The organism is Methylobacterium sp. UNC300MFChir4.1, assembly GCF_900110155.1.
Lineage (GTDB): Bacteria > Pseudomonadota > Alphaproteobacteria > Rhizobiales > Beijerinckiaceae > Methylobacterium.
This window is the reverse complement of record NZ_FOCS01000051.1, coordinates 1-12,255: the sequence shown is the minus strand read 5'-3', so window position 1 is coordinate 12,255 and position 12,255 is coordinate 1. Positions and strand designations below refer to the sequence as shown.

Annotated in this window: 11 protein-coding genes and 1 pseudogene; 7 read left to right on the top strand and 5 right to left on the bottom strand. The window is 65.9% G+C overall.

The features are described 5' to 3' along the window. The coding region (locus tag BMY19_RS29765; RefSeq protein WP_139215743.1) for an autotransporter outer membrane beta-barrel domain-containing protein at window positions 1-1,203 on the top strand (1,203 nt) is incomplete at its 5' end. Between the two features lie 283 nt (window positions 1,204-1,486). Here BMY19_RS29765 and BMY19_RS29760 read toward each other — a convergent pair. From BMY19_RS29760 to BMY19_RS30700, 3 genes are all read right to left on the bottom strand, one after another. After that, entirely contained in the window at window positions 1,487-2,683 is a 1,197-nt protein-coding gene (locus BMY19_RS29760; RefSeq protein ID WP_100253851.1) for a hypothetical protein, read from the bottom strand. A gap of 328 nt (window positions 2,684-3,011) precedes the next feature. Continuing rightward, window positions 3,012-3,422: a hypothetical protein gene (locus BMY19_RS30705; protein ID WP_139215742.1), complete on the bottom strand. Its 411-nt coding sequence runs from the start codon at window positions 3,420-3,422 to the stop codon at window positions 3,012-3,014. Window positions 3,423-3,913: 491 nt separating this feature from the next. Next, window positions 3,914-4,237 (bottom strand): hypothetical protein, encoded by a 324-nt coding sequence (locus tag BMY19_RS30700; protein ID WP_128083447.1) that lies wholly within the window; start codon window positions 4,235-4,237, stop codon window positions 3,914-3,916. Between the two features lie 697 nt (window positions 4,238-4,934). Here BMY19_RS30700 and BMY19_RS29755 point away from each other — a divergent pair. Continuing rightward, entirely contained in the window at window positions 4,935-5,687 is a 753-nt protein-coding gene (locus BMY19_RS29755; RefSeq protein WP_100253850.1) for a bacteriorhodopsin, read from the top strand. A gap of 65 nt (window positions 5,688-5,752) precedes the next feature. Next, window positions 5,753-6,631 carry a Brp/Blh family beta-carotene 15,15'-dioxygenase gene (locus BMY19_RS29750; protein WP_100253849.1) on the top strand — a complete coding sequence of 293 codons (879 nt, stop codon included), beginning with the start codon at window positions 5,753-5,755 and terminating at the stop codon, window positions 6,629-6,631. Between the two features lie 153 nt (window positions 6,632-6,784). Here BMY19_RS29750 and BMY19_RS29745 read toward each other — a convergent pair whose 3' ends face one another. Then, window positions 6,785-7,459, bottom strand: a complete 675-nt coding sequence (locus BMY19_RS29745; protein WP_100253852.1) for a Crp/Fnr family transcriptional regulator — start codon at window positions 7,457-7,459, stop codon at window positions 6,785-6,787. Between the two features lie 186 nt (window positions 7,460-7,645). Between BMY19_RS29745 and BMY19_RS29740 the strand changes: the two genes are divergently transcribed. From BMY19_RS29740 to BMY19_RS29725, 4 genes are all read left to right on the top strand, one after another. Then, on the top strand, window positions 7,646-8,446 hold the full coding sequence (locus tag BMY19_RS29740; protein ID WP_100253848.1) for a pentapeptide repeat-containing protein: 801 nt from the start codon (window positions 7,646-7,648) through the stop codon (window positions 8,444-8,446). A gap of 44 nt (window positions 8,447-8,490) precedes the next feature. Then, the gene (locus BMY19_RS29735) at window positions 8,491-8,880 is read left to right on the top strand and encodes a thioredoxin family protein (protein WP_100253847.1); all 390 of its coding nucleotides are present in this window, start codon (window positions 8,491-8,493) and stop codon (window positions 8,878-8,880) included. Between the two features lie 7 nt (window positions 8,881-8,887). Next, window positions 8,888-9,607: a cytochrome c biogenesis CcdA family protein gene (locus BMY19_RS29730; RefSeq protein ID WP_100253846.1), complete on the top strand. Its 720-nt coding sequence runs from the start codon at window positions 8,888-8,890 to the stop codon at window positions 9,605-9,607. 430 nt (window positions 9,608-10,037) lie between these two features. Then, on the top strand, window positions 10,038-11,714 hold the full coding sequence (locus tag BMY19_RS29725) for a methyl-accepting chemotaxis protein (RefSeq protein WP_100253845.1): 1,677 nt from the start codon (window positions 10,038-10,040) through the stop codon (window positions 11,712-11,714). 354 nt (window positions 11,715-12,068) lie between these two features. On the opposite strand, the pseudogene BMY19_RS29720 reads toward BMY19_RS29725, so the two are convergent. Then, window positions 12,069-12,255: pseudogene (locus tag BMY19_RS29720) on the bottom strand (LysR family transcriptional regulator); the annotation flags it as partial.

Sequence of the window (12,255 nt, the reverse complement as noted above, 5' to 3'; positions counted from 1 at the left end):
GGCCTCGGCCTCGCCCAGACCGGCAACGCCCGGGCCGTGGGCGCGGCCCTCGACCTCGCCCGCCCGGCCGCCGGCACGCGGCCGGACGCGGCGCGGGCGCGGGTGTTCGACCCGCTCTACGCGGCCGGCCCGGCGACGCTGCCGGGCGGGCTGGCGAGCCTGTCGGGCCAGAGCTACGGCGACGCGGTGATGACCGACCTCGCCGCGCGCCGTCTGCTCTCCGACACGATCGACCGGCACCAGCGCGGGCTGGGCGGGGGCGCGGGCGCGTTCAGCGCGGGCGATCCGGGTCCGGGCCCGAACCGCACGGCGCTGCAGGTGCGCGGCGGTGCCGGGGCGGCGGCGGCGCCGCTTGCGGTGGGCGAGGGCCGGGTCTGGGCCGACGCGCTGTACGGGTTCGGCGCGCGCGCCGGCGACCGGGCGGCGGCGGGCGCCGGGTTCGACGCGGGCGGGCTACTGATGGGCGTCGACCGCCAGGTCGGGGTGGACACGCAGGTCGGCGGTGCGTTCAGCTACCTGCGTGAGGGCGGCACGTCGCGCGGCGCGGGGCTGGGTCGGTTCACCACCGACAGCTACGGCGGGACGCTGTACGCGAGCACGCGGCTGGGCGCGGTGGTGCTGCGGGGCACGGCGGGCGTGTCGTACGCGGACGGTCGGGTCGACCGGACGGTGGCGCTGGGCGCGGCGGTGTCGCAGGCGTCCGGGCTGTCGTCGGGCTGGAACGGCGGGGTGTCGGGCTTTGCCGGGTACGCGCTGGCGACCGGCCTGCCGGTCGAGGTCGTGCCGGAGGTGGGCTTCAGCTACGATCGGCTGACGCGGGGCCGTGTGTCCGAGCGGGGCGGTCTGGTCGGGCAGGGCTTCGGCGGGCAGGGCTTCGCGGTGGCCGACCTCGACGCGGCGCGCAGCCTGGTCGGCGGGCGGGTGACGAGTTGGGCGTTGGCGGGCATCCCGGATCTGCGCCTGGAGGGCCGGGCGTACTGGGCGCACGAGCTGGCCGACACGGCGGCGGTGGTTCGCTCGAGCCTGTTCGGGGCGGGGTTCGCGGGCCGGACGAGCGCGCTGGGCCGGGACGGCGCGGTTCTGGGGGTGAGCCTGACGGGGGCGGTCGCCGCGGGCGTGCGGCTGTCGGTGGGCTACACCGGCGACGTCCGCCCCGGCGCCACCGCCCAGGTGTTCACCGCCGGCCTCCAGGCCGCGTGGTAGAGCATCGACGGACCTTCGAGCGTTCCTAGCTAGCCTTACGATCGGCGGATGCATGTCGTCGCCCGCCGATCGTTTACGTGGCCCCTCCCCCGCATTCGGCCGGCATAGCCTCCGACGCATCATCCGATCGTGTTACTCTCCAAGTCGGCCTCCTCGTCGACCATGCGGCCGGGGCTCCCGTTCGGCAGGTACCGATCGCGCTCCACGGTGCGGGCGGCGTTTCGAGTGTGCGGCCGCCTCCAGCACTCGCCCGTCGTCGGCATCCAGGCGTGCGGGCGACCTGCTATTTCGACACCCACGCATCTTCGACCCAGATCTGCCCGTGCAGATCAGAAGCCAATGCCGCAGCTATCGCCTGCTGTGCTGCCGCCGTGTCGAGATCGGAGGCGACGACGGCGTCCTCCCCCTCGGACTCGGCGGGCCCTACCGAGAAGACCTTCTCCTTGCCGGTATCGACAAGTCTCGCATCGACACCCCGGAGCTGGAGGTAAGAGACGGACTTGTCCTGAGGATCCTGCCACGCGGTAGCCCGGAGCGAGATCGCTTCCTGAGCTCCCATCGGGTCCAGGTAGGACACCTTGCGGGTGAGGGCCATCTGGATCTCGCCTCGCCCGGCGTCCTTGCCCGACGAGACGATCGTCGCATCGGGGATGGCCTTCGGCAATGCGCGACCGAGGGCGGCGATCAGATCGGCGTCGCCCGGCTTCACCTTGAGCTTGACGAGCTGGGACTTGTCAGCGACCTGCCCGTATTCCGCAGTCGCCACTCCCGGGAGCTTCTTCACCTTCTCGAGGAGCGCGGGAGCTCTCTCCGGATCGACGTCGATCGAGATCGACGAGGTGCCGCCTCTCAGGTCGGCGCAATTCGGGACCAGACCGGCGGGATCCATGCGGGCACCTTCAGTGCGGACTAGCTTCACCAGATCGACGACGTTCGGAAGCTTGGTCGTCACCGAGAGGGTTCCGGGATCGGGTACGGGCTTGTCGCTCACGTCTTCAGGCTCGTCCTCTGCCGTCGAACCGGAGGGCAGCGCGGTCGGATCCTCCTCCGAGAACGTCAGGCCGGTGGCTGCGATGGCGACGCTATGGTCCGGAAGCTTCAGAGAGCCGTTCAGCTGCTGGTCGTCCTTCGAGCCGCTCCGCTTGATCGACACGGCGACCTGATCCCCCGCCGAGCTTGCTCCGGCTCCGGAGAAGTTCGCGCCGTCGGCCTTCAGCGGGATCACCAGACGGTCGACGCGCCGCGACAGCGTGCTTGTCGGGTAGCAGACGTCGATGCTCGCGTCGGTGATCTGGCTGCCCTGCAAGGTCAACTTCAGGACGCCGTCGATCAGATACGTAGCCGAACCGTCCAGGGACCCTTCCGAAAAGCTGAGGTAGCGGGTCGACGGCTGCTGAGGCTGCGGCTTCTTCGATTTGCCCTGAGCATTCGCCTGACCGCACAGTCCGATCAGAACAATCGTCGCCACCAGGAACCGCATGTGACCTCCCCAGGTCCGCCGATCATGTGCAGGGCATCATGCCCGACGTTGCGGTGCACGGCCACCCGATCGCGGGCCACGCATGTCGGGACAGCTTGGGGGATAGCTTGATCGGCGACCGACGTCGGTCGTCGGATCGTCCCGGATCCTGGCTGTCGGTGCGGAGAACCTCGGCCGGGAAGCGATCCGATCGAACGCCGCCTCCAGGCGCATCTCGCCGATCGACTGGCTGTAACCGCATCGGCCGAATGTTGGAAATGCCATGATTTGTGATGGCTCCGACCGCGGCTATCTATGGATGTTGGACGTCGTCGCGAGACATCAGTTTTCAATCAAAGGACTTCCCATTCCAACGAACGTAGCCTCCACCTCCGCCATGGGCATCCATATGGACCTGCGGGATGCGCTCGCGGCCTACCTTGACGTTGGCACCCAGCATATCGTGGGCCTTCTGGAGCAATGATCCGCGACGCAGATAGAACAGTACGGAGCAAACCTGCATGCCGCAATGACTGCTCCGTGACATTTTACCGGCACATCGGATCCCCTCGTGGGATATAATCAAGTCGGGCATGCCGTCGCCATCGAGATCCCGCTCGATCAGGCCGGCGGGATCGATGCGCCCTTGACGACCATCGCACCCGTCACTGATCTCCTGCTTTGCCAAGTAGGCCGCCGCTCTTGATTCCGCTACAGCCGGCGCTGCAAAGAGCGATCCCATCAAGATCACGAAAGTCATTCTTCCCATAAACATCGTCCGTCTCCCGATAGTCGTCCCAAGCGGCCCGGAGTCAGTCTTTGCATTGACGCGACAGGCTTGACTTCGCCGATGCATAGCCGTCAGTCCTTACAGGCCACTTGGTGCGTTCGTCGAAGACGATGGCCGCTTTACTGCCCGAGCTCAGTAATTCATCTATGTCCGGTCGCAACGGCCAGCTGTAGAGCTCGTTGTTGGTCCTCGGCGGTACGGTCAGCTTGATCTGGCGTCCGGCAGCGGAGAGGGATAGCGTATCTCCAGCGCTTAGACCGTTCTCGACGGAGTAGATCTCGAAGGACCTTTCGCCACCGCGCCGGCACGAGACGAATATGCACAGATTGGAGGAGACGCAGGAGATGAACGCAGGATACGGAGTTCCTTTTGCCGGCTTCCACCCCGAGTTCGCAACCTGGACGCAATACAGCATGAATAGGAGGGCAACCGCACCCGATCTGGTTGACATGATATGGTCCCTACTCTGTTGAGATCGCGTCCATTTTCACGATTTTTCCCGCTGCGCCGCAGAACAGAGCCTTGATCGTCACGGTGCGGCCGTCGCGGATCAATGTGGAATATCCATCGCGAGCAATCGCTTTCTGGCGTGGATCGGGAAAATCGTACAAAGCGGGTACGTTGATGTGCTGCTCGCCGACTTTTTGGTTAAGTGTGAATCCGCGTACCGTTCCCTGCTCGAATGTTAGATCGCTGATGCGGCCGCGCAAGACCATCGGAGAACAGTCCTTCGCCGGCGACAGGTTAGACATCGAGACGATTTTGCCGTCGACGGAACGATTCACCCTCATATCCGCGAAAACGACGCTGGATCCGGCGGCATATAGCAAAAATGAACCTAGATATTTCCCTATGTAACAACTTACGGCTGGCATCGAAAGCTCCGTAGGCGCGTATTCAAAGCAAGATTTTCGATCGCGATCCACAGCGCAAGCCGTAAATTGGCGCAGGACTGATAATCATTTGGCTTAGAGGCTTCGGGTGGGAGCCGGCGTCACGAGTGCGGCTGGGCTCGGCGCAGGCGGTCTGGTTGGACTTGGCGGAGATCTTCTGCTTCTCTACAGGTCTATGGAGCCTGTCCTAGTCAAAGACTCGCGCGATTGGCTTACAAAACTGACTTCCGGCCTCTGACCGTCTGAATCGTCGAGGACATGTCCGCTCGAGTGCCCGCGTGGCGCAGAAGCAGACCGGCAGCATTCCACCCCGAGCAGCCATACGGCTTCCGACCCACAGCGGCCGTAAGCCTCAATCTGACCAGCCTCCCGAAGCAGACATCCATTGTGACGTGGTGTCGGGGTGTCGAGATCGCTCACCCGCGAACTCTTGAGGCGGACAAGCAGCGTCAGGTCGCCAGCATCGCGTCAACCGCGAGTTCCACCCAAGTGCGACAATTGTCCTACGCAACGATCGCGTTGGAGAGCCATTGGGCAGGTGCTGCCACGTTCGTGCGCAGGCCCTTCATCCCTTCCCGATGAGATATCGATGACGCCTCAATTCTGGCTGTGGCTTGGCTTCATAGGCATGGCGGCAGGAGCTGCCGTGATCCTGTTCATGGCAAAGCGGCGGACGCCCGCCGAAGAGGCGGACGGGATCATCCACGGGATCGTGCCGATCATCGCAGCCTGCTCCTACTTTGCCATGGCGACAGGACAGGGAAGTCTCGTCCTCCCCGCCGGTCACGACGCGGCAGAGGTTGCACGCCAGTTCTACTTCGCACGCTACATCGACTGGACGTTCACCACGCCCCTACTGCTCGTCGGGCTAGCTCGCACCGCGATGCATTCCGGCATGCGCCGGCCTGCCGTGGTCTGGGGACTGATTGGATCCGACCTGATCATGATCGTGACGGCGCTGGCCTTCGGCCTGTCCGACGTCGCCTCGGTGAAGTGGACGTGGTTCGCCATCTCGTGTGGCGCGTTCCTGGCAGTGTTCTACGGGATCTTCGTGCAGTTGCGCGAGGAGAACGCCAGCGAGCGCGGTGATGTGCGCAAGGCGTTCCTGCGCAACGCCGTGTTCCTCACCGGGGTGTGGTGTGCCTATCCCGTCGTGCTGCTCGTTGGACAGGACGGCTTAGGCATCCTCTCGCCGACCGTCGCCCTGGCAGTGATCGCCGTCCTCGATCTGACAGCCAAGGTCGTCTACGGCATCATGGCGACGCTGGAGACGACGCGTGCCGTCGATCGTGATCTGAAGGAAGGCCCAGTCGCCGCCACGCCGCTGCGCCGGGCGGCCTGACGCGGATGGCGGCTTCGTCGTCTGCCCCCCTTATCGGGGATGCCATCGGCGCGAGCCGCCATCGCATGCCCGCACCGGGTGCTCTGCTGCTACGCAGCGCCGGTGCTCTGCTCGTGTTCGGGCTCATCGCCTCCGCCGGTCTGCCGCGTGAAGCATCCTGGCTGGTGGCTCTGACGGTGGTGATCATCCTCGGGGTGCCCCACGGGGCCCTGGACGGCGCGGTGGCGGCGCCGCTGCTGCGCCCCCGCTTCGGGCGCGCATGGTTCGGGGTCTTTGCCATCCCGTATCTCGGCCTGTCTGCGCTGATCCTCCTGGCTTGGCAGAGCGCGCCGCTCGCCACGCTGGCCGGGTTCCTTGCTATATCGGTCCTGCACTTCGGTGAGGAAGATGCGGGCCCGGGGCGGCCGATCGAAGCGCTGGTACGCGGCGGTCTGCCGATCGCGCTGCCGGCGCTGGTGCGCCCGGAGGAAACCGCAGGGATCTTCTCGATCGTTGCCCGTATGCCGATGTCACAGCTCCCCGCTTGGTGGTCGGCTGCAGCGTGGTGCTGGCTTGCACTCACGGTGGCCTGGCTTATGACGCGCCGATCACGTCCAGCCGTGGTCGGCGAGATGATCGTCCTGACCGCGGCCTTCGTCGCACTACCGCCCCTTACGGCGTTCACCTTGTACTTCGTCGGCCTCCATGCCCCTAGGCACATGCGTGCCTTGGTGCGAGATCCGCTCAAGGCTCCCGGCATCAACACGATGCAGCGGGCTGTCTGCGCTTCGCTGCCGATCTTCGCTCTGACCCTGCTGCTCGGCGCCGGTCTCTGGCCGATCTATGCTGCCGGATCATCTGACGCGTCAGCCAACCTTCTGATCATCACGCTACAGATGCTTTCGGCTCTGACCGTGCCGCACATCGGCCTCGACCATATTGCGGCCCGATACCGAAGCTGTTGAGCGTGCCGGCTGACGCCTCGATGGCGCTGGTTCGAGGTTCATGTCGGCTTATCCCCTGATCAAGCGCAAGAGCCGCCCTTCTGCGTCCGACCCGACCCGGTCGAAAAGTGGGATTTGCTCCGGCCTCGAAAGCAGCCGCCGGCATGCTGTGGGTCAGCGTCGACCTGCGGCCTCCAAGCTCGTGCGGTCGACGATCTCGACTTCGCCTCGACGAAGTTCGATCAGACCCGCCTCGGCCCATTGCCCCAGAAGGCGGCTTACGACCTCGCGGACGCTGCCAACGTCGTCCGCGAGCTTCTGATGGGTCACGGCGGCAACACCCTGCGGATTGGCTTCGGCCAGGAGCCGTTGGGCGAGGCGCTGCTTCAACGGCGCGAATGCGACCTCGTCGATCAACGTGAACAGGCCGGACATCAGCCGGGTGTAGTCGTCCATGACGAAGCTGCGGAACGCGGCGCTCTCGCCTAGTAGGTGCTGGAATGTGGTTACAGGAAGAGCGGCCAGTTCGGTCCGCTCCTCCGCCACGCTCTGTGCCGGGAACGTGCCGCCGGACAGGAGACACTGGGTGGTCAGGGCGCAGGTCCCGCCCGGGCCAACCTTGTAGATCAGCACCTCGCGCCCGCCCTCCGACATGCGAAAGACACGCGTGCGGCCCTCCACGCACATCAGGTAGTTGGCGCACTCGCCATCGAGTTCGTAGGCGGTGGCGCCCGCGGCCAGCACCGGAAAATGCACGGTTCCCCGGGCGATCTGGAGGTGCGCCGGGCTGAGAGCTTGGAGCAGCGGAAACCGGTCGATCCATCGCTCGACCTTTTGGGCGTCCGTCATGGCTGGCGTGGTCCCCCCGGCCATGACGATGGGCTGATCGTCCGGCTCGCGTTGCGTTTTTCTCCCGCCCCTCCGGACTTGTGTGACCTGGGTCACCGACCGGGTGCAGCGGCCCGGCATAGCATCGCGTCACAACGAACACGATACGGGCGCCCACCCCGCGCGGGGCCCGCCGGGAGTGAACCGATGTGCCGCCTCGCCCTGAGCTTCATGCTCGCCGTCCTCGCCGCCGGCCCCGTCGCAGCCGAACAGGACCTCCTGCTCGGGGCCGACATGTCCTCACCCGCGATGACCAAGGCCGAGATGAGCCGTGCCGACGTCGAGGGGCTGATCAAGGCTGCGGACGGCAAGCCGGTCGACCTCCGCGACAAATCTCTATCCGGCCTCGATCTCTCCGGGCTGAGCCTGCGGGGAGCCAACCTGCGGACCGCCCGCCTGAACAACACCAACCTGCGTGGGGCGGACCTCACCGGCGCGAACCTCGAACAGGCATGGCTCCTGAAGGCCGACCTGTCCGGCGCCAAGCTCGCGGGCACGAAGATGTTCGGCATCACCGCCCGCGACGCCAACCTCAGCGGCGCCGACCTCAGTCGCGCCATGCCCATTGGCGACTTCAAAGGTGCCAACATGAGCGGCGCCACGCTGGTCGACCTCAAAGGCGGGGCCGACATCAAGAACCAGTCCATGGGCCTGATGCGCGCCGTGTTCGTGTCGGTGAACCTCACCGGCGCAAACCTGAAGGGCGCCAACCTCGGCCGGTCGCGGCTCGAATACGCCAACTTGAAGGATGCCGACCTCACCGATGTGGTGCTGATGGGATCGGACCTATCAGGCGCGAACCTGACGGGCGCTACGGTCACCGGAGCCGATTTCAAGAACGTCGACGTCAGCGGCGCCCGGCTGATCGACCTCAAGGGTCAGTCCGAGGCCAAGGACTGGGCTGAAAGGCTGAACGTCGACCGCGCCGTCACTCAGGCGTCCAACTGAGCCGTCCGAAAGCCACGTCCCATCACTAAGGAGACAGTCAGCCCATGACCACCCGTCGCTTCCTGCTCGGTGCCCTGGCCGCCGCCCCCCTGCTGTTCGGTACCGCTGCAAATGCAGCCGAGGCCGTCTTCACCCCCGAGGCCTTCGAGGCGGCTCAGAAGGCTGGCAAGCCGATCCTCGTCCATGTCACCGCGCCGTGGTGCACCGTCTGCGCTGCGCAGAAGCCGATCTTGGCCAAGCTGGAAGCTCAGCCCCGGTTCAAGGATCTCCAGGTGTTCGACGTCGACTTCGACAGCCGCAAGAACGTGCTGAAGCGGTTCGGCGTGACGAGGCAGAGCACCCTGATCACCTTCAAGGGCGAGAAGGAGACGGGACGCTCGGTCGGTGACACCCAGCCCGAGTGGATCGAGGGCGCCGTCGAGAAGGCGTTGTAGGTCGGTCATGGCCACGACGTTCGGCCTCGCGTTCCTGGCCGGCATCCTCTCGGTGCTGTCCCCCTGCGTGTTGCCCTTGCTGCCGCTGGTCCTGGGCGCAGCCGCATCGGAGCATAGGCTCGGCCCCGCCGCCCTCGCAGCCGGCCTCGCGCTGTCCTTCGTGGCCATCGGGCTGTTCGTGGCAACCATAGGGTTCGGCCTCGGCCTCGACGTCGATGCCTTCCGCACCGTCGCGGCCATCATGCTGGTCCTCATTGGGCTCGTTCTGATGGTTCCGGCCGCCCAAACCCGGCTTGCCGTCGCCGCCGGCCCGGTGAGCAACTGGACCGAGAACCGGTTCGGTGGCTTCTCGACCGCCGGGCTTCTGGGACAATTCGGGGTCGGGCTGCTGCTCGGCGCGGTCTGGAGTCCCTGCGTCGGGCCGACCCTCGGGGCCGCATCCCTCCTCGCATCGCAGGGGCGAGACCTAAGTACGGTGGCGGCGACGATGCTTCTGTTCGGACTAGGTGCCGCCCTGCCGCTCCTACTCCTAGGCACGCTCTCGCGCGAGGTACTGATGCGCTGGCGCGACCGGATGATGGGGCTCGGCAAGGGCCTGAAGGTCGCTCTGGGCGCCATCCTCGTGGCCACCGGCCTGATGATCGCCACGGGCTACGATAAGGCTGCGGAGACCATTCTCGTCAACGCCTCACCAAATTGGCTGACGGACCTGACCACCCGCCTCTGACCGTCTAGGTCGTTGAATTGATGTCCGCTCGGGTGCCCGTGTCGCACAGAAGCAGACCGGCAGAAATCCACCCATACCGTCTATCCCGCCGAAGATAGGCGCATCCCGTAACCCGTCATTCGCTGGCTGGCCGGCAGCGGTTGCCCAGAAGGGGTGACGAGCTAATTCTTGGTAAAATCGAGCCAATTCGATCGCGATATCCTGAAAAATATCTATGACTTTCAGAAGGTGACCAGCTACGCATTGTATGATTGGGCACTTATACGAAGCGTGTACGCAAATTTATTAACCGCATTGCTTGATAGGCCGCTGTCATCGCCATGCATTTAGCCACCGACGGCCACCTTGTACGTTAGGCCGCGGGCACGGCGATACGCGCCCAAACACGATTGCCCACCCGCCCGTCTGGCGCAGCTCGTAGCAGGATCTCATGGCTTTCCGCGTTGGTGCGCGCCTTCAACTGATCACCCTGATCGCACTCGGTGGCATGGCGGCGCTAATCGCGCTCGCAGGCTGGGATATGTCCCAGACGGTCACGGACGCACGCGAGTTGAAGACGCGCGACCTCGTCGAGACCGCGCAAGGGGTGCTCACCTACTTCGAAGCTGAGGAGGGCGCCGGCCGGATGACCCGCGATGCCGCACAGCAAGCGGCCGTAGCGGCAGTTCGGAACCTGCACTACGCGGGCAGCGAGTACTTCTGGATCCAGGACATGCACCCGCGCATGGTGCTGCATCCCAAGGCCGAGTTGATTGGCAAGGACATTGGCGGGATCGTCGATCCGGCTGGCAAGCACCTATTTGTCGACATGGTCGAACAGGTGAAGCAGTCGGGCGCGGGCTTCGTCCCATACCTTTGGCCGAAGCCCGGCCTGGATCAGCCGGTGGCAAAGATCTCCTACGTGAGAGGCTTCGCTCCGTGGGGATGGATCATCGGATCGGGCATCTATGCGGACGACACGGCGGCGCAGATGCGCCCGACCCTGATGCGTCTGCTCGGTGGCGCGGCCATCATTGCGATGATGATCGGTCTGCTGGCTACCCTGATAGGGCGAAGCGTAGCGCGACCCATGCGAGCCATGACGGCGTTCATGACCGATCTCGCTGCGGGGGACCTTACCCGAGAGGTGCCAGGCGCGGAGCGCAGAGATGAGATCGGGGCGATGGCGGCGGCCGTGCAGGTGTTCAAGGACAACCTCATCCGCACACGACAGCTGGAAGAGGAGACGGCGCAAGCGCGAGCATCAGCCGAGGAGCATCGCAAGCGCGCCATGCGCGAGATGGCCGACGGGTTCGAGGCGGCGGTCGGTGGCGTCATCGGGACGGTGTCATCCTCGGCCACCGAGCTTCAGGCGACCGCCGGAACCATGAGCGGCACCGCCGCCGAAACCGCAGCCCAGTCGTCCGCCGTGGCCGCGGCTGCCGAAGAGGCAGCCTCGAACGTCAACACCGTCGCCGCGGCGGCGGAGGAACTGGGCTCCTCGGTTCAAGAGATCGGCCGGCAGGTCGACGGGGCCGCCGAGCTGGCGCGGCAGGCGGTGGGGGAGGCCGATCAAGCGGGCACGCTGGTCCATGAACTGAGCACGGCCGTCGCCCGGATCGGAGACGTCGTGGGCCTGATCTCGAACATCGCAAGCCAGACCAACCTGCTGGCCTTGAACGCCACCATCGAAGCGGCCCGGGCGGGGGCGGCCGGGAAAGGGTTCGCCGTGGTGGCCGCCGAGGTGAAGGCGCTGGCCGAGCAGACCGCCAAGGCGACGAGCGAGATCTCCGGCCAGATCCTGCAGATCCAGGTGTCGACCGGGCAGGCCGTCGCCTCGATTGGCGGGATCACCGGGCGGATCCGCGAGATCAGCAACGTCGCCACGTCGATCGCCGCCGCCGTGGAGGAGCAGGGGGCTGCGACCCAGGAGATCGTCCGCAACGTGGCCCAGGCGGCATCGGGTACGGGGGAGGTCACGGGCAACATCGCCGGCGTGGCGGGGGCCGCCGAGGAGACCGGAGCGGCGGCGACCCAGGTGCTTGGAGCCGCCTCGGAACTGTCGCGCCAATCGGAGCACCTCACGGCCGAGGTCGCCCGCTTCCTCGCCACCGTGCGCGCAGCCTGAGCTGCCCCTACCTTTCCTATCGCGCCGTCAATTGGCTGAACGTGTGAACGTCCGCTTCCGCTTTATCTCCGAGTGGAAGCGGACTGGAGGAAATCCACCCAACCCGGTCATTCCGCACCCGAACGAGCCCAGCCATCCGGGCCGCTTTCGCGGCCTGCGAGGGCGTATCGGGCTCGATCAATGGTCTCAGACCGTCGCACTTGTCACCCGCTTTCAGGGAGGCGGCCTCACGGCTTGGGACCGGGGCAGAGACCGAAAGCTGCCGCCGGTCAGGTCCGTGTATCGGTCCGGGCCGTCCACGTGGACGGTCGTCCGATTGGTGGCTGTCTTCTACTTTGGGGGATCGAGGTTAGCCTACCGGGAGCAGTAGGCCTGGAAGGACTCGACGAGGTGGTTGAACAGGGCGTCGATGCGGGCGCTGCGCCGCACGTCCTCGTGCGCCACGATCCACGTGTCCAGGCCGAACACGATGCGGTCGGGAAGCACGCGCACGAGATCCCGCTCGCCGACCGGCACCTGCACCACGCCAATGCCGAGGCCG

Coding starts and splice junctions, on each gene's coding strand:
- BMY19_RS29760 (WP_100253851.1), bottom strand. CDS start 2,683: ATGCGGTTCCTGGTGGCGACGATTGTTCTGATCGGACTGTGCGGTCAG.
- BMY19_RS30705 (WP_139215742.1), bottom strand. CDS start 3,422: ATGACTTTCGTGATCTTGATGGGATCGCTCTTTGCAGCGCCGGCTGTA.
- BMY19_RS29755 (WP_100253850.1), top strand. CDS start 4,935: ATGACGCCTCAATTCTGGCTGTGGCTTGGCTTCATAGGCATGGCGGCA.
- BMY19_RS29750 (WP_100253849.1), top strand. CDS start 5,753: ATGCCCGCACCGGGTGCTCTGCTGCTACGCAGCGCCGGTGCTCTGCTC.
- BMY19_RS29745 (WP_100253852.1), bottom strand. CDS start 7,459: ATGACGGACGCCCAAAAGGTCGAGCGATGGATCGACCGGTTTCCGCTG.
- BMY19_RS29740 (WP_100253848.1), top strand. CDS start 7,646: ATGTGCCGCCTCGCCCTGAGCTTCATGCTCGCCGTCCTCGCCGCCGGC.
- BMY19_RS29735 (WP_100253847.1), top strand. CDS start 8,491: ATGACCACCCGTCGCTTCCTGCTCGGTGCCCTGGCCGCCGCCCCCCTG.
- BMY19_RS29730 (WP_100253846.1), top strand. CDS start 8,888: ATGGCCACGACGTTCGGCCTCGCGTTCCTGGCCGGCATCCTCTCGGTG.
- BMY19_RS29725 (WP_100253845.1), top strand. CDS start 10,038: ATGGCTTTCCGCGTTGGTGCGCGCCTTCAACTGATCACCCTGATCGCA.